This window comes from Flavobacterium branchiophilum FL-15 (assembly GCF_000253275.1).
GTDB classification, from domain to species: Bacteria; Bacteroidota; Bacteroidia; order Flavobacteriales; family Flavobacteriaceae; genus Flavobacterium; species Flavobacterium branchiophilum.
In genome coordinates, this window is sequence record NC_016001.1 from 834,004 (window position 1) to 851,565 (window position 17,562).

Below are 17,562 nucleotides of genomic sequence, written 5' to 3' on the forward strand. Positions count from 1 at the left end.
TATATATTATAGTCTGATTAATTGTAGAAAATATTATTACCTAATTAAAATGAAAGTAAAATGAAAAAATTAATATCCAAGTTAAAAGGCGATAAAGGCATTTGGTCGTTTGTAGCACTATTGGGCATTTTTTCATTTATGCCTGTTTTTAGTGCAAGTAGCAATTTGGCCTATATGAATCACGGAACAGGAAGTACTATTGGATATTTAATATCGCATTTAGTCCATATATTTTTAGGGTTTATCATTATTTTTTGGGTTCAAAAAGTGCCTTATCATTATTATAGGGGCTTGTCAAAATTTGCATTGATCATCGTATGGTTTTTGTTGGTATATACCTTGCTCAATGGTACAGTTATTGCTGGTGCCAATGCCAGCCGATGGATCAAAATTCCATTTGTAGGTATTACATTTCAAACATCCACTTTGGCTTCGATAGTTTTGATGGTATTTGTTGCCCGTTATTTAGCCAAAAACAAGGATGTAGCTTATACTTTTAGAGATTCATTTATAGATTTGTGGATTCCTGTTGGTATTACCTTAATGCTTATTTTGCCAGCCAATTTATCTACAGCGGCACTTATTTTTGCAATGGTTTTGATGCTGACTTACGTAGGACATTATCCTTTAAAATATTTAGGAATCATTTTAGGAAGCGGTTTTTTGTTTCTAGTTTCATTTATGGTTTTGGCAAAAACTTTTCCAAATGCATTTCCCAATAGGGTAGATACTTGGATCTCTAGGATAGAAAATTTTACTACCGACAAGCCTGGCGAAGATGATTATCAAATAGAAAAAGCTAAAATAGCTATAGCCTCTGGAACAATTTATGGTTTAGGACCAGGAAAAAGTGTGCAAAAACATTTTTTACCACAATCATCCTCAGATTTTATTTATGCCATTATTGTAGAAGAGTATGGCATGATTGGCGGACTTGGAATATTGTTTATTTACATGCTTTTGTTTTTTAGGTTTATTGTTGCTGCTCAAAAAGCCAATTCTTTTTTTGGAAAATTGTTAGTGATTGGACTTGGTTTTCCCATGATTTTTCAGGCCATTATCAATATGGGCGTGGCCGTAGAATTATTTCCAGTAACAGGTCAGCCGTTGCCGCTTGTTAGCAGTGGTGGAAGCTCTATTTGGATGACATGTATTGCATTAGGAATTATTTTGAGTGTTACCAAAAAAGAAGAAGAAATTATAGAAGAATTAAAAGAAAAAGAAAGGCGAGAAGCCAGCCTTAAACGATTGATAGACGAACAAATTGTAAAAGAAAATGAAGATCAATTGACGGATTATGACATTGTAGATACTTCGGAAAACCCAATGAACCCCATTTTGAATCCAAAAAAAATATAAACCATGACTACACCAACTACACCAATGCAAACACATGAAATAGCGTCGCCCCGTTTTATTTTGAGCGGTGGCGGAACAGGTGGTCACATTTATCCTGCAATTGCAATTGCAAACGAATTGAAACGTGTTTTTCCAAAAGCCACTTTTTTATTTGTTGGTGCAAATGACAAAATGGAAATGCAAAAAGTACCCCAAGCGGGTTATGACATAGAGGGCTTGTGGATTGCTGGTTTGCAAAGACGGCTCACATTTCAAAACTTGCTGTTTCCTTTCAAATTGCTAAAAAGCCTTTGGAAGGCTAAACAAATTATCAAAAAATTCAAGCCTGATGTTGTCATTGGAACTGGAGGTTTTGCAAGTGGTCCATTGTTACAAATGGCCAACCAAGCAGGAATACCAACTTTAATTCAAGAGCAAAATTCATTTCCGGGTATTACCAATAAATTATTAAGCAAAAAAGCCCATGTTATTTGTGTGGCTTACAATCAATTAGAACGTTTTTTTCCAAAAGAAAAAATGGTTTTAACAGGCAACCCCGTACGTCAGGATTTGTTGCAGGTAGATAACAAAAAACAAGAAGCCTTGACACATTTCAATTTAGATCCCAATAAAAAAACGTTATTGGTATTGGGTGGTAGTTTGGGGGCTAAGCGTATTAATGATTTGATAGTCAAAGAGTTGGATTTTATTACAGACCAAAACATACAAATATTTTGGCAATGTGGTAAAGTAAATTTTGATACTTATACAAAATACAACAATGGAAAAAACGTTCAAGTAGTAGCTTTTATAGATCAAATGGATTTGATATATGCTGCTGCTGATTTTGTGATTTCAAGGGCTGGTGCCTCGTCTGTATCAGAGTTATGCTTGGTTGGAAAACCTGTTATTTTTATTCCTTCGCCACACGTTGCCGAAGACCATCAAACCAAAAATGCTCAAGCTATTGTGCAGCAGCATGGAGCTATTTTGTTGAAAGAACAGGAATTGAACGACCAATTTGAAGCAGTTTTTAAAGACTTGGTTAGCAACTATCAACTACAAAAAACATTAAGCGACAATATAAAAAAATTAGCCAAACCTCATGCTACTAAAGATATTGTTTCTGAAATAATAAAATTAATAAAAAAATAATTACTAAATATTATAATTCATGGATTTGAATCAAATTAAAAACGTTTATTTTATTGGTATAGGAGGCATCGGTATGAGTGCCTTAGCTCGTTATTTTCAAAACATTGGAAAAAAAGTTTGTGGATATGATAAAACCCCAACCATGCTTACTAATGAGTTGATAGACAATGGAATAAACATTCATTTTGAAGATGATATTGATGCAATTCCTACCGATTTTTATCCTGAAAACACTTTAGTAATCGTTACGCCTGCTGTTCCTATTTCTCATGCTGAATGGAATTATTTTATAGAACGTAATTTTAATGTAAAAAAAAGAGCCGAAGTTTTAGGAATTATTACTAAAGACACTTATTGTTTTGCAGTAGCAGGTACTCATGGCAAAACAACCACTTCTAGTATTTTGGGACATATTTTATTTGAAAGTGGTGTAGATGTTACCGCTTTTTTAGGCGGCATTGTAGAAAATTATAATTCTAATTTGATTGGCAATGGGGCAACCGTTACCGTAGTAGAAGCGGATGAATTTGACAGGTCTTTCTTGCATTTGCATCCCAACGTGGCTTGTGTAACGTCTATGGATGCCGATCATTTGGATATTTATGGAGATAAAAACGCAATTGAAGCTACTTTTAGAGAATTTGCCGATAAAATTACTGATAAAAATAATTTATTTATCCCAAGTGGCGTTCCACTAGCTGGTGTGTCGTTACATTTAGAATATTCAAATCAAGTTTCGCATAGTGGTTATACGGCTTGTAATATTAGAATTGAAAACGAACATTATGTATTTGATGTTCAAACACCAACCGAATATATTACAAATTTGAAATTTGCTTTGCCTGGTCAGCATAATTTGATGAACGCCCTAACAGCACTTGCAATGGCTAAAACGTATGGGATATCTAACGATAAAATTATCCAAGCCTTAGCTAGTTTTAAAGGAATTAGAAGAAGGTTTTCATATCAAATCAAACATGAAAAACGAGTATATATAGACGATTATGCCCACCATCCAACAGAAATAAATGCGGTGCATCAAGCTGTTAGAGAGTTGTATCCAAATGATCAAGTTTTGGCTATTTTTCAGCCCCATTTGTTTAGTAGAACACATGACTTTGTAGATGAATTTGCAAAAAGTTTAGATGCTTTTGACGAAGTATTGTTGTTAGATATATATCCTGCCCGAGAATTGCCTATGGAGGGGGTAACATCTGCATGGTTGTTAGGCAAAATGACCTCTAAAAATGCCCGATTAATAGATAAAAAACATTTAATTTCGGAAATTTTAGCTACAAAAAATAGAATTATTGTTACCATAGGAGCAGGCGACATTGGAGAGTTGGTGCCTGAAATTAAATCACAATTAAGTATAAACAAACTAACAAATGAAGATCAGAAATAATGAAAATATCAGATTGGTATTGGCAGTTTTAGCTTTGATTTCTTTATATTCATTTACAGTGATTAAAAATAATAAAAGAAAAATTGAAGAAACGGAAATAGAATTTGTGGGAGAAAACAATGTTTTTATTAAGAAAAAAACTATAAAAAATTTGTTGAAAGAAAAATGCGAAAATACTAGCGAGATTCAAAAAATTAGATTAATTTTGGGCGATTTGGAATCTGAATTGAATAAGAATGCTATTATAGAGAAAGCAGATGTTTTTGTAAGTATCGATGGAAAGTTGAAAGCCAAAGTAAAACAAAAAATTCCTGTTGTAAGGGTTTTTGATGATAACGGCTCATTTTACATTGATTATCAAGGAACTAAAATGCCTTTGACAAGTACTTATACCGCTAGGGTTCCTATATTTTTAGGTAATTTAGATTGGAAAAAAAATCCGGAAATTGTAAGTGTTTTAAAATACATTTATGATGATGATTTTTTGAAAAAAAACATTACCAGCATCAAATTGATGCCTAAAAATGGATTGATAATGACAAATCGAAATTATAATTTTGAAATTGAATTTGGGAATGCGATCAATATTGAACGTAAATTTAAAAATTATAAAGCTTTTTTTCAAAAAGCAATTTCGGATAGCACTATAAAAAAATATAATAAAATAAATTTAAAATTTACGCAACAAGTTGTGTGTACTAAATAAAATGTTGAATATGAAAACAGAAAACATTGCAGTTGGTCTAGATATTGGTACAACAAAAATAGTAGCCATGATTGGCAAAAAAAATGAATATGGTAAACTAGAAATACTAGGTATTGGCAAGGCTAAAAGTTTGGGAGTAGCCAGAGGAGTTGTAAATAATATTACACAAACCATCAAGTCAATACAAGAAGCTATAAGTGAGGCAGAAACAAAATCTGGTTACAAAATTTTAGATGTAGTTGTAGGAATTGCAGGACAGCACATACGCAGTATTCAACATAGCGACTATATAATCAGACCCGATTTTGAAGAAGTTATTAGTAATAAAGACATTCAATTACTTATCAATCAAGTAAATAAATTGGCCTTGCTACCAGGCGAAGAAATCATTCATGTATTGCCACAAGAATATATTGTAGATGGTCAAAGTGGTATCAAAGAACCTATTGGCATGTCTGGAGGCAGGTTGGAAGCTACCTTTCATGTGGTGGTAGGACAAGCTGCATCTATCAGAAATGTAGGCAGATGTGTACAAAGTGCTGGCATTCAATTGTCTGGACTTACATTGGAACCTCTTGCTTCGTCCGATGCCGTTTTGAGCCAGGACGAAAAAGAAGCCGGAGTTGCCTTAATAGATATTGGAGGTGGTACTACCGATTTGGCTATTTTTAAAGATGGAATTATCAGACATACTGCCGTAATCCCTTTTGGAGGCAATATTATTACGGAAGATATTAAAGCGGGTTGCTCTATCGTAGAAAAACAAGCAGAATTGTTGAAAGTAAAATTTGGATCGGCTTGGCCAGGCGAAAATAGAGAAAATGAAATCGTTTCGATTCCTGGTTTAAGAGGAAAAGAACCTAAAGAAATTTCAAAAAAACATCTTTCTAAAATTATCAATTCAAGAGTTGACGAAATAATTAATTTGGTTTTTAATGAAATAAAAGCTTATGGTTATGAAGAGCCTAGAAAAAAATTAATAGAAGGCATTGTATTAACGGGTGGCGGTGCTCAATTAGAACACATCAAACAATTGGTAGAATATATTACGGGTATGCACACCCGAATAGGTTATCCAAACGAACATTTGTCTGGAAATTCGCCAGAACAAATTTCTTCGCCTTTGTTTGCAACATCTGTAGGACTTGTATTAAACAGTGTGGAAAACAATACAGTTAGTGCGGTTAAATTAGAAGATTTGGCAGCTGCTAAAAAAGCTGCAGAATTTGTAAAAATAGTCCCAGAAAAACCAACACCAATAGTAGAAGAAGTGCCTGAAAAAATATTAGAAAAACCAGTGGTAGAGGTTGAAACAACCGAAAGAAAAATAAAAAAATCTTTTAGAGATTACGTAGAAAAAATAAAAGAATTTCTAGAAAATGCTGAATAATTTAAAATTTGTATTAAAAAAATAAAAACCAAATATTATGACAAGCAACTCAGAATTTGGAAATATAGCATTTGATTTGCCAAAAAATCAATCCAATGTCATTAAGGTGATTGGGGTAGGGGGCGGTGGCAGTAATGCCATCAACCACATGTTTAAACAAGGTATCAATGGCGTTGATTTTATTGTTTGTAATACAGATTCACAAGCATTACAAAACAGCCCTGTGCCAAACAAAATTCAATTAGGTGTGAGCCTTACTGAAGGTCTTGGTGCTGGTTCAAATCCAGATGTTGGACAGCAATCGGCTATCGAAAGTATTAGCGACATCGAAAAAATGCTCGATACCAATACCAAAATGATTTTTATTACCGCTGGAATGGGCGGTGGTACGGGTACTGGTGCAGCACCAATTATTGCTCAATTGGCCAAAGAAAGAGACATTCTTACGGTTGGAATCGTAACAATTCCGTTTCTTTTTGAAGGAAAAGTAAGAATTGAGCAAGCTAATATTGGAGTCGAAAAATTAAGAAGAGAAGTAGATTCTTTAATTGTTATTAATAATAACAAATTAAGAGAAGTATATGGAAATCTTGGTTTTAAAGCTGGTTTTTCAAAAGCAGACGAAGTTTTGGCTACTGCCTCAAAAGGTATTGCGGAAGTAATTACGCACCATTATACCCAAAATATCGATTTGAAAGATGCTAAAACCGTGTTGTCTAATAGTGGCACGGCCATCATGGGATCGGCTACTGCAACTGGCGACAACAGAGCTAAAGAAGCCATAACGACTGCTTTAGATTCTCCATTGCTTAATGACAATAAAATTACAGGGGCTAAAAACGTATTGTTGCTTATCGTTTCTGGAACAACCGAAATAACTATTGACGAAATTGGCGAAATAAACGACCACATACAGGAAGAAGCAGGCCATAATGCCAACATCATTATGGGAGTTGGCGAAGACGAAAACTTGGGCGATGCCATTGCGGTAACTATTATTGCTACTGGTTTTGACATCGAACAGCAGCACGAAATTGTAAACACCGAACCTAAAAAAATCATTCATGCCTTGGAAGGCGATCAGGTATTGATTCAAGATTTATCTCAAAAAAAAACGGTGGTCATGTTTGACACCAATAATCCTCTTGAAAACCCTATTGTTTCCAAAAAAGAGGAATTTATTAATCAAGAATTGAACAAAAAATTTATTGAAAACGATAATAATCTTTCAAAAATAGTTGATATTTCAGATAATAATATTAATTTTGCAAATATAAATCATGATTCAAATTCGGTTTCCTCTATTGAAAAACAAGAATCGAATCGAATAATTGTAAATGAAGAGGAACAAATTACTTTTTTGTTTGACAATGTTGCTCCTAATTCAATGGAACATTTGAACGAGCCCATTGCCATTAAAAAGTATGATTTGTCTGAAAACACAACAAAAACAACGGACAAATTGCCTACTCTCGACACAATTGGTAGCGCAACTCCAAAAGACGGTATTGTAAGGTATTCTTTGGAAGAATATATGGAATTGGAAAATGAGTTGAACAATTCTAAACCAGTTGAAAAAGAAGTTAAAACGCCCGTTGAAGAAGGATTGAATTTTACCTTGAAAAAGGTAGTTTTGGATGAAGAATTTGAAAAGCTCGACCTGTCAAAAGATAGCGTTTCGCCAACAGATTTGTCTATAGCCGATGCGATGAAGTTGAAATATTCTGATGAACATCGCAAAAAATTAAAAGAATTTAATTATAAATTCAATAATAATGTAACAAAAATTGAAGATTTGGAAAAAGAACCTGCTTACAAAAGGTATGATGTAGATTTGACAAATAAAAACACAAACAATCAAATATCAAGAACTTCTTTTGGAACAGACAGCAACAACGATATTCAAATCAGAAAAAATAATTCATATCTACATGATATTGTAGATTAAAATAAAAAATACAATAATGAGTTTATCAAATTTAATCATGGACGAAATAAAAACCGCCATGAGAGCCAAAGATACCGTTTCGCTTGAAGCTTTGAGAGCCGTAAAATCGGCACTTTTATTAGCTCAAACCGAAAGTGGAGCCAAACAAGAAATTACAGAAGAAGAAGAAATTAAATTATTACAACGATTAGTCAAACAACGCAAAGACAGTGCTGCTATTTATACCCAACAAGGAAGAGCTGATTTGGCAGATCCAGAATTGGCCCAAGCAGTAGTTATTGAAAAATTCTTACCTGCACAGCTTTCTGAAACTGAAATTGAAGCGGTGGTAAAACAACTTATGACTGAAAACAATTTGTCTGGAATGCCAGCCATGGGGCAGTTGATGGGTTTAGCATCAAAAGCACTTGCTGGTCAGGCAGATGGCAAAACAATTTCAACCATTGTAAAACAATTGTTGGCATAAACATATAATTTGAATTTTTATTCAAATCAAATGGCTACGTAGTTCAACTGGATAGAATATCAGATTTCGGCTCTGAGGGTTGGGGGTTCGAATCCCTTCGTGGTCACAAAAAAACTGCATTATCAAAAAGATAATGCAGTTTTTTTATTTTTTGGATGCTAATTTCTAAACAATACAACCAATAATTAATATTTTTTGGGCGTTTCCCAAGGGTTGGGCACGTATCAAACAACGTTCATTGAACTCCAAATGAAATATAATATAACGCAATTACGGTAAATAACAGATTACAATTGGGTCTGTTTTTTCAAATCGGCAATAGTAGTTGATGGATCGTGGGATTTAAACACAAAACTGCCAGCAACCAATACATCTGCACCTGCGGCAACAAGCAAATGAGCGTTTGAACTCGTTACTCCTCCGTCGATTTCGATGATGGTTTTAGCGTTTTTTCTTTCAATTAGCGCTTTAAGTTTGGATACTTTTTCATAAGTGTTTTCTATAAAACTTTGTCCTCCAAAACCTGGATTGACACTCATTATACACACCATATCTATGTCAGCAATAACATCTTCTAACAAATCGGTGTTGGTGTGTGGGTTTAGAGCCACTCCAGCCTTCATGCCCTCTTGCTTGATGGCTTGCAAGGTGCGGTGCAAATGGGGACAAGCTTCATAATGAACCGTCAAAATGTTTGCTCCCAAACCAGCAAAAGTCTTAATGTATCGGTCAGGATCGATAATCATCAAATGGACATCGATTGTTTTTTTGGCATGGCAAACGATGGCTTCCAAAACAGGCATGCCAAATGAAATATTGGGTACAAAAACGCCGTCCATAATATCAATATGAAACCAATCGGCTTCACTCTGATTGATCATTTCAATGTCTCGTTGCAAGTTTGCAAAATCGGCCGCCAAAACCGAAGGTGCTATTAAAGTTTGTTTCATTTGATTTAATTTAGATAATCCATATAAAATGGCTTTTGAGGATACAAATGTAGTCCGAAATATCTAAAAACCAAGTTGTTCCTTAAAAAAAATGTTGTGTTATTTTGATCCAGTATTTTATAAAACCATCCGTAACTCGTATTATTTTATAAATGATAAGTTAATTATCAACTATTTTTATAAAACTTGATTCTTTTCTTTGCGACTGCATTTTTGCAATATCCATTTTACGCAAAGCTCCTGAAACGCAAAGTAATTAAAATACTTTGACCGTTTGTTATGAGTTACGGACAGTCTAAATTATTTTTAATAGCATTACGGCTACTTTAATAGTATTTTTAAATTAAATAAAGTTTTATAAAATCTTATTTTATTAATGAAATAAACCTGCCTGTATTTTGATTTTCTGCTGTGGGATATACCAATTTATTATTGTACCAAACTTTATCGCAAAAAATAATAGCACCATCATTGCCAACTCCTCTATTAAAATGACATTTTATAGTATCGGTGTCTGTATTGTTCCATTTCAAATATGCTATTGGATACTCCTCAGTACTTTGGTCGTTTAGGAAAACTCTAATTGCTTTTGTGTTAATATAATTATAAATTAAATAATTTCTTGGGTTGTTTAAGTTTGCGTAATATACTTCTTGTACTTGTCCATTAATCAAATAATACAATTTGATGTCGTTGGAATTTAAAGTGTTTGGTGTTAAGGTAGATAATAAGTCCTGACCTAAATTATTTTTGATAATTAAATCAATGTTTGAACTTATACTCATTGCTTCATTCGTAGGTTCGTCATTTGGATTACAAGACAACAAACACAACGTTACTACTAAAAAAAATAATGTTTTCATAATTTATAATTTTAAGGTTTTCTTATTCCTACTACTGCTCCTGATTTATAATTAATCGTATAAGTACTTGGGTTGAAATTATTGAAAGCATATAAACCATTATAAATTCCGCTCCATCCCCAATTCATATATAATGCTAGCATTGAAACTGAGCAATCACTCCAATGAACATATCCGTCGCATACCTACGCATGACCATCTGTATAATAGTTTCATGGCCAAGTAATTTAATGTTATTTCCTTGTAAATCGTTATATAGAAGGTTGTTTGCAAATTTTACAGCATCGGTTTTACTAATAAAATTTATTTTTTTTTCATCACTCGAATTTGTGACAATCTCATTCTTTTCACATGAAGTCAAAATTATTATTCCAAAACAGAATAGTAATAATTTTTTAACAAAATAATTAAAAATTCTCATATTTAATAAAAATTAGTTTTTTGACTATTCTATTTGGTTTTCGACTTCCACATTATTGATTACAAAAAATTATAAATTAAAGAAAAAAATATATTGCTTAATTATAAGGATATAAATTTAGATACAAATATAATTATTATTTTTACTATTTCATGTTTTTTTACTGACTATTTTTAATAGCATCCATATTTTTTAAACTTGCAGTCTCAAGTTTTTTTTAAAGATAAATAAACATTAAATTTGTAGCTTATTTTTATAAAACTGACTATGGATTTTAATTACATTGACGATTACATTGATGAAAATTGTGAGTTTATCATCGAAAATCGAGCCAAAAAAATCAATACTTTTTTGATTGAACAATCTAAGCATGGATTTGTTTTTAAATGTAAAGGAAGTGCAGGCAATTTATATGAAATTCATATTGACATAACCCCACAATTGGTTAGTGATACTACTTGCAATTGTCCGTATGATTATGACGGAATTTGTAAGCACATTGTAGCATCATTGATGTCGTTGAAAAAAATGTTAATTAGTGGCGTAGTAACTTTTTATCAACCAGACATGGAATATGAAAATACCGACAGTATGAGCAAACCCAAGTTGAAGGGGCATGAAATATTATTGATCAACGACTTGATACCAATAAAAGAATTGGATAGAAGAATTAGTAAAAGTTATTATGCCAACAAAGAGTATCTGATAGAGCAAGTTACTAGAACATCCATAAAAACCCGATCGAATAATTGGAACAGCATTGGTCAAACATTTACTTTTAATCCTGAAAATCAAATATTAAGCTCTTCTTGTAGCTGCACATCTGCCCAAAAATGGTGTGAACACCGCTTATATGCTTTAGAAAAATTTGTGTCTGTGTATGATGTGGCTTTTTTTAGTGCTGAATATATCAACAATAGCATTGAGGAGCATTTGAAAGTATTTGGATTTTCGATTCACGAGCCGTATGAAGATTTTTTTGATGTGGTTTTTACACCAAAAGGACTTCGAGTGGTATCTAAATTCCAAAATGTTTTGCCAAGCGAACAAGTAGTTAGCAATACAAACCCCGAACAGGCAATTTTAGCTCAACTGCCTACCAACACAGCCGCCGCTTCGTTGCAAAAAGGTATTGGTTTGTGTTTTGAAAAAAACAATTCAAATTTTTTTAGTTTATTTCCTATTTTGGGCAAATACAACAAAGCTAAAACCGATTTTTCATCAGGCATTGAAGAATTACAATATTTTAATTTAGAATATAATATTGACGATTTAATAACTACTGAAGACCAATTTTTTGTATTGAACGTGCTAAAATTATCAAATTTAATTCAAAAAAACAAAGAGATTACTTTTGAATATATCGTTAAATTGATGACAGTATTTACAAAAATTATACCAGAATTGCCCCAACGGTTTTTGTATAGCAACAGACCAAATGATTCGTATGCTCGAAAAAATTTATCCCCATTGGTGTTTAATCAACCTGAAATCAAACTCTTTTTTGTGCTTACAGAAACAGACATGTTTTATAATTTAAAAGCCAAAATTCGGATTGATGACAATAATTTTAATATAAATGCTCAGAAATTGGTGCTTTCGCCCCTTTTTATTTTTGAAGGCCAAAATGTTTATCCAATAACTAATGCTGATTTGTCTTATCATATTTTGACTTATGCAGACACACCCGAAACGAATTATTTCAAAAGAGATTTTGAACGTTTTAATGAGAATATTTTGATTCCATTGTCTAAAAAGTTTGAAATACAACAAAAAATTTTCAAAAAAAACAAACAGACTACACCCAACAAACCACTCGAAAAACATGTTTATATCAAGGATTTAGACGGTGCGTATATTCTTTTTGATGCATTTGTTCAGTACGATAAGCAATTGGTCCCTTTGTTTTCAAACGAAATGTTGTTGCACAAGAATCAAGAAAACATCACTTATTTGGAACGTGATGAGTCTTTTGAAGACCAATTTATGGATGAAATTAAAAGTCTTCACCCCGATTTTGAAAATCAAAATCAGCTGTTTTATTTGACACCCGAACAATTGTTTGACAATTATTGGATGCTTCAAGCTACTGAAAAAATGAAATTGATGGGATTCAAAGTTTTTGGAGCCAATGATTTGAAATCTTTCAAATATAATATGAACAAACCTGTCATCAGTATTGGATTAAAATCGGATATTGATTGGTTTGATTTGGAATTGCAAATTAGTTTTGGAAACCAAAAAGTAGATTTGAAAGAATTGCAAAAATCGTATATCAAAAAGTCTAATTTTGTTGCCTTGAGCGATGGCACTGTAGGAATATTACCCGAAGATTGGCTTCAAAAATTTGGAAATTATTTCAAAGCGGGCGAAATCAAAAAAAATAGTATTCAAATATCCAATTATCAATTTGGCATTATCGACGAATTGTATCATGAAGTGGAAAGTAAACCCTCGTTTTTAAAAGAATTATTTGAAAAAAAACAGCGTTTGCAACACCTTTCAGAAATTGCCAATGTGGCCTCGCCTAAAGGATTGCAAGTAAAACTTCGTGATTATCAGCAACATGGACTCAATTGGCTCGTTTTTTTGCATCAAAACCAGTTGGGTGGTTGTTTGGCAGACGATATGGGGCTTGGCAAAACATTGCAAACTATTGCTTTTTTGCAATACCTCAAAACTACCCAAAAAGCCAAAACTCCCTCGTTGATAATTGCTCCCACTTCGTTGATTTTTAATTGGATTAATGAAATAGAAAAATTTTGCCCAACACTCAAAGTTTTGCCATTTGTAGGGTCGGGTAGGGCTACATCTACAGCAGAATTTAAAAAGTATAACATTGTTATATCTACTTATGGTTCTTTGCTTAATGATATAGAATTTCTGAAAGATTATGTATTTAATTATGTTATTTTAGATGAAAGTCAGGCCATTAAAAACCCTAATTCCAAAAGATATAAAGCCGTTCGATTGCTACAATCGTTTAACAAACTTACCCTAACGGGTACACCAATAGAAAACAATACATTTGATTTGTATGCTCAATTGAATTTTTTAAATCCAGGATTATTGGGAAGCATGAGCCATTTTAAGAGTCAATTTTCAGACACTATCGACAAAGAAAAGGACGTTGAAAGCTCTGTATTGTTGAGCAAAATTATTGCCCCTTTTGTATTGAGAAGGACCAAAGAGCAAGTGGCCAAAGAACTGCCAGACAAAACAGAAAGCGTTATTTACTGTGATATGAGCAAAGAGCAACGCAAAGTATATGAGGCATTTAAGGATAAATACAAAGATTATTTGTTAAATAAAATAGACGAAAACGGTGTAGCCAAATCGCAAATGTACATCCTAGAGGGTTTAACAAAGTTACGTCAAATATGCAATTCGACAGAACTCATCAACGACGATGTTGATTATGGAAACTATTCTGCAAAACTCGAAATATTAATAGAAACTATTAAAGAGAAAACAGGAAATCATAAAATATTGGTTTTTTCGCAATTTGTAAAAATGCTTCAAATAGTTCGTAAAAGGTTAGACGACGAACAAATTACATACGAATATTTGGATGGTCAGACCCAAAACCGACAACAAAATGTAAATAACTTTCAAACCAATTCCTCCGTTAGGGTGTTTTTGATTAGCTTGAAAGCTGGCGGCACAGGACTTAATTTGACCGAAGCGGATTATGTTTTTATCATCGATCCATGGTGGAATCCTGCGTTAGAAAACCAAGCTATAGACCGTTGTTATAGAATTGGACAAACCAAACAAGTTATGGCCTATCGCATGATTTGCAGAGATACTATCGAAGAAAAAATAGTAAGCTTGCAAACCAAGAAAAAAGCTGTAGCCTCCAGCATCATCAGTATCGACGACGAAAAAAAATCGTTTAACATAGACGAAGTCAAAGAATTGTTTGGATAAACCCAAGTTTCGCATGAGACTTCGTTATGAAATCTAAAAACACAACTGCGAAGACATCACGGAACTCCGCTAAAAAATAACGCCGCATCTTTGGACTATTTTATAAATATATTTGGTGTTAATTTTGAAGTATTTTTAGATTGTTACAGAACGCTAATGCTTCATTTGGGTTAAATATAGTTGAACATGTTGAAATGCAATAAAACCCATCAAAAAATATCCTTTATTATTTGATGGGTTTTATGATTGACATTATTCAGGATTTGCCAGTGTTTTATACAAACTGATTACACTATTCAAATATTTATTTTCTATAGATATTTCATTGATTTGTGCCGTTACCAATGCATTTTCTCGCGAGTTGATAATAAATAATGAACTTTCGCCCATGGCAAATAAACGATCTTCTGCTGTTAATAAGGTAGCATAATCACGAGCAAGTTTTGTAATGTAGTCATATTGTTTGTCTAACGATTGGATTTCTTGTTGTTGGTATTTTATTTTATTATCGATGTTTTTTCTTTCAAATTGCAAACCTAATTCCGAATCCTGAATTTTTAACTGAGCTAGTTTTAGGCTGGCCCTTTCTTTTCTTAAAAATATTGGCATACTAAACTGTACTCCAATTTTATAATCATGTAATCGAAAATTGTCCCAATATTTTGGTTCAGAAAGATAATTGTATTGCAAATCGATCTTGGGTAATAACGCATTGGCTTTTAGTTTTTTATCTTCTACAAGCATTGCAATTTTTGCATCTAATGCTTTGATTTTAGGATGATTATCCAAATCAAATCCGCCAAGATCATTTAATTGAAGGGTCGTTTTGATCGTATTTTTTAATTGCGATTCTGGCTGCAATTCGTCTTTCAGTTCCAATGGAATATTTCCTTCAAGCCACAAATAATTAGAAAGCTCAAGTTTGGCTTTTGTCAATTTCAGTTGGGCTTCTTCCATGTTTAATTGTCTTGTTTTTACTGCAATTCCAGCCTCAATACTATCAATTGCGGGTTTATCTCCCTGCTCTATCAATTGCAAAACACCTTTGTATCTAATTTGAGTATTATTCAAATAATTCTGATAACGCTGTACTTCGTCAAAACATTTTTTCCAATTTATATAACTTACGGCTGCTTCATAAATAACATCTACGGCTTTCAAGTTACGTTCGGCAATATTCAATTTTTGGGCAATTTTAGCTTTTCGAATATCGGTCATACGCTGATTAACCAATAAGCCTTGTCCTACAGGAATGCTAATACCTAAAGTAGTTAATCCGCTAATTGGCGCTGTGTTTTCGGGGTTAAGGTACAAGCCTTCCGCTTGGTTAAAACCAGCTTTTAACTCTATTCCATACCAAGTGGGTATTTTAAAACTGCTGTTCAAAATACTATAATAAGTTTTGTCTTTAAACATTTTATCATTGAAATCGACTTCAATTTTTGGGTCAAATGCTCCTCTTGCCAGCATAAGGTTGGCTTGGGCCTCGTTGAGTTTCAAATCGGCTTGTTTGACAAGGGGATGGTATTTTTTTACATAGCCTAAAAATTCATTAAAACCAAAAGTCGTTTGCATATTTTGGCTTTGTACCTGAAAAAATACGATAATCAAAAGTACGGTATAAACAATTTTTTTAGTCATTATTTTTTGGGTTTTTCAGTTTTGGTTTTTTTATAAAAATTTGGAGGAAATCCATTTAATGTTCTCCATATTTCGTACCAAATTGGAACATTTTGAAGCAAAGCCAAACTTTGTGTTCCAGCACCAATACTCAATTGGTTTGGCCATTTTTTGTCGCTAGGATCTGGAGCTATCAGCACTCGGTATTTCCCATTATCACTAATAAAATTTTCTTTGGCCACAATAATTCCACCAAATGTGCCATAGGATACATCTGGCCACCCGCTAAATACAATTGTTGGCCATCCGTCAAACCACACCCTTACTTTTTCGCCTTTATTTACCAATGGGAAATCCATAGGTTCTATAAAAGTTTCAACGGCAATATCATAAGTTGCAGGCATAATGCTTACAATGGGGCTACCCTCCTTTAAGGTTTCGCCAATTCCTGATTGTAAGGCTCTGTTTATATAGCCGTCTTGTGGTGCTGTAATGTAATACAATCCATTTCTGATTTGATAATTCTTGTATTGATTTTTGAGTTTGTTTACTTGGGCTTCTGTATCAAATTGGGCACTCAAAGCACTTTGTTTGTCGCTGCTGGCTTTAGCATTTTTTTCGGCATATTCTGCACTAATTCGATTCAGTTCCATGCTGGCATTCAATATGTCATTTTTGCTGGCAATATATTTGTTTTCCTGAGTTATAATTTTGGCCTCAACATCTTGCAATTTCATTCTTTTTTCTTCAACATCGGTCATGGGTTTTAATCCTTCTTTATTCAAATTTTGCGACCGATTGAATTGTGTTTTAGCAATTTTCAATTGTGTTTTTGTTGCTTCAAAATCGATACTATCACTTTGCACTTTCAAGTAGGCTTGTTTGAGTTTGTTTTGGGCTTGTTTGTATTTAAGCGACCGCTCGTTTGCAATGGCATCTATTTGATTATCAAGGGCTTTCACTTTGTCTGAATAGGAAATTACGGCACTTTCTTTGGATTGTACTTGTTGGCCAGTATTACGAACCAAATTGGGGTCCAAATAATCTTCTTTTATTTCTGAAATATATAATATCGTATCGCCTTTTTTTACAAAATCGCCTTCCTGTACATACCATTTTTCTATCCTTCCTGCAATTGCGGTGTGAATTGTTTGAGGGCGTTGATTGGGTTTTAACGTAGTTACATTGCCAGCGCCACTAATGTTTTGTGTCCAAGGCAAAAATAACAATACGATTAAGGCCAACACAAAACCCCATACGATTTTTCGGATCATTAGATAATGTTTTTCTTGTTTGAAAATAGCGGTCGATTTGAATTGGTCTAATTTTATAAATTGATCTATTCTATTATTTGATATGTTTAACATAGC

The 17,562-nt window shown here is 33.1% G+C and carries 13 protein-coding genes and 1 tRNA gene; 9 read left to right on the forward strand and 5 right to left on the reverse strand.

Annotated features, from left to right (window positions below):
• The first annotated feature begins 60 nt into the window (after nt 1-60).
• From FBFL15_RS03590 to FBFL15_RS03625, 8 genes are all read left to right on the forward strand, one after another.
• The gene (locus FBFL15_RS03590) at nt 61-1,359 is read left to right on the forward strand and encodes an FtsW/RodA/SpoVE family cell cycle protein (protein ID WP_014083299.1); all 1,299 of its coding nucleotides are present in this window, start codon (nt 61-63) and stop codon (nt 1,357-1,359) included.
• Nucleotides 1,360-1,398: 39 nt separating this feature from the next.
• Complete coding sequence (gene murG / locus FBFL15_RS03595; RefSeq protein ID WP_148267946.1) at nt 1,399-2,493, forward strand: undecaprenyldiphospho-muramoylpentapeptide beta-N-acetylglucosaminyltransferase; 1,095 nt, start codon at nt 1,399-1,401, stop codon at nt 2,491-2,493.
• Between the two features lie 19 nt (nt 2,494-2,512).
• Nucleotides 2,513-3,898, forward strand: coding sequence for a UDP-N-acetylmuramate--L-alanine ligase (gene murC, locus FBFL15_RS03600; protein WP_014083301.1), 1,386 nt, complete (start codon nt 2,513-2,515; stop codon nt 3,896-3,898).
• Nucleotides 3,882-4,604 carry a cell division protein FtsQ/DivIB gene (locus FBFL15_RS03605; RefSeq protein WP_014083302.1) on the forward strand — a complete coding sequence of 241 codons (723 nt, stop codon included), beginning with the start codon at nt 3,882-3,884 and terminating at the stop codon, nt 4,602-4,604. Before murC ends, FBFL15_RS03605 begins: the two co-directional genes overlap by 17 nt.
• Before the next feature lie 10 nt (nt 4,605-4,614).
• Complete coding sequence (ftsA, locus tag FBFL15_RS03610; RefSeq protein ID WP_044032418.1) at nt 4,615-5,994, forward strand: cell division protein FtsA; 1,380 nt, start codon at nt 4,615-4,617, stop codon at nt 5,992-5,994.
• Nucleotides 5,995-6,031: 37 nt separating this feature from the next.
• Complete coding sequence (ftsZ, locus tag FBFL15_RS03615) at nt 6,032-7,942, forward strand: cell division protein FtsZ (RefSeq protein ID WP_014083304.1); 1,911 nt, start codon at nt 6,032-6,034, stop codon at nt 7,940-7,942.
• A 16-nt stretch (nt 7,943-7,958) separates the two neighbouring features.
• A complete protein-coding gene (locus FBFL15_RS03620) occupies nt 7,959-8,408 on the forward strand; it encodes a GatB/YqeY domain-containing protein (RefSeq protein ID WP_014083305.1) in 450 nt (149 codons plus the stop codon).
• 32 nt (nt 8,409-8,440) lie between these two features.
• Nucleotides 8,441-8,514: transfer RNA gene (locus FBFL15_RS03625), tRNA-Arg, on the forward strand.
• Between the two features lie 181 nt (nt 8,515-8,695).
• Here the strand turns inward: FBFL15_RS03625 and rpe are convergent.
• The 3 genes from rpe to FBFL15_RS16975 form a co-directional block, all read right to left on the reverse strand.
• A complete protein-coding gene (gene rpe, locus FBFL15_RS03630) occupies nt 8,696-9,358 on the reverse strand; it encodes a ribulose-phosphate 3-epimerase (protein ID WP_014083306.1) in 663 nt (220 codons plus the stop codon).
• Nucleotides 9,359-9,723: 365 nt separating this feature from the next.
• Complete coding sequence (locus FBFL15_RS03635; protein WP_014083307.1) at nt 9,724-10,221, reverse strand: hypothetical protein; 498 nt, start codon at nt 10,219-10,221, stop codon at nt 9,724-9,726.
• 11 nt (nt 10,222-10,232) lie between these two features.
• Nucleotides 10,233-10,364 (reverse strand): hypothetical protein, encoded by a 132-nt coding sequence (locus FBFL15_RS16975; protein ID WP_014083308.1) that lies wholly within the window; start codon nt 10,362-10,364, stop codon nt 10,233-10,235.
• Between the two features lie 545 nt (nt 10,365-10,909).
• Between FBFL15_RS16975 and FBFL15_RS15685 the strand changes: the two genes are divergently transcribed.
• Nucleotides 10,910-14,572: an SNF2-related protein gene (locus tag FBFL15_RS15685; RefSeq protein ID WP_014083310.1), complete on the forward strand. Its 3,663-nt coding sequence runs from the start codon at nt 10,910-10,912 to the stop codon at nt 14,570-14,572.
• A 252-nt stretch (nt 14,573-14,824) separates the two neighbouring features.
• On the opposite strand, the gene FBFL15_RS03650 is transcribed toward FBFL15_RS15685, so the two are convergent.
• Both FBFL15_RS03650 and FBFL15_RS03655 read right to left on the reverse strand, forming a co-directional pair.
• Nucleotides 14,825-16,213: a TolC family protein gene (locus FBFL15_RS03650; RefSeq protein WP_014083311.1), complete on the reverse strand. Its 1,389-nt coding sequence runs from the start codon at nt 16,211-16,213 to the stop codon at nt 14,825-14,827.
• Nucleotides 16,213-17,559: an HlyD family secretion protein gene (locus FBFL15_RS03655; RefSeq protein ID WP_014083312.1), complete on the reverse strand. Its 1,347-nt coding sequence runs from the start codon at nt 17,557-17,559 to the stop codon at nt 16,213-16,215. The genes FBFL15_RS03650 and FBFL15_RS03655 overlap by 1 nt, the downstream gene beginning before the upstream one ends.
• Between the last annotated feature and the right edge of the window lie 3 nt (nt 17,560-17,562).

Bases quoted from the DNA above. Each gene is read 5' to 3' on its own strand.
- FBFL15_RS03590 (WP_014083299.1), top strand. From the start codon at position 61: ATGAAAAAATTAATATCCAAGTTAAAAGGCGATAAAGGCATTTGGTCG.
- murC (WP_014083301.1), top strand. From the start codon at position 2,513: ATGGATTTGAATCAAATTAAAAACGTTTATTTTATTGGTATAGGAGGC.
- FBFL15_RS03605 (WP_014083302.1), top strand. From the start codon at position 3,882: ATGAAGATCAGAAATAATGAAAATATCAGATTGGTATTGGCAGTTTTA.
- ftsA (WP_044032418.1), top strand. From the start codon at position 4,615: ATGAAAACAGAAAACATTGCAGTTGGTCTAGATATTGGTACAACAAAA.
- ftsZ (WP_014083304.1), top strand. From the start codon at position 6,032: ATGACAAGCAACTCAGAATTTGGAAATATAGCATTTGATTTGCCAAAA.
- FBFL15_RS03620 (WP_014083305.1), top strand. From the start codon at position 7,959: ATGAGTTTATCAAATTTAATCATGGACGAAATAAAAACCGCCATGAGA.
- rpe (WP_014083306.1), bottom strand. From the start codon at position 9,358: ATGAAACAAACTTTAATAGCACCTTCGGTTTTGGCGGCCGATTTTGCA.
- FBFL15_RS03635 (WP_014083307.1), bottom strand. From the start codon at position 10,221: ATGAAAACATTATTTTTTTTAGTAGTAACGTTGTGTTTGTTGTCTTGT.
- FBFL15_RS16975 (WP_014083308.1), bottom strand. From the start codon at position 10,364: ATGCTAGCATTATATATGAATTGGGGATGGAGCGGAATTTATAATGGT.
- FBFL15_RS15685 (WP_014083310.1), top strand. From the start codon at position 10,910: ATGGATTTTAATTACATTGACGATTACATTGATGAAAATTGTGAGTTT.
- FBFL15_RS03650 (WP_014083311.1), bottom strand. From the start codon at position 16,213: ATGACTAAAAAAATTGTTTATACCGTACTTTTGATTATCGTATTTTTT.
- FBFL15_RS03655 (WP_014083312.1), bottom strand. From the start codon at position 17,559: ATGTTAAACATATCAAATAATAGAATAGATCAATTTATAAAATTAGAC.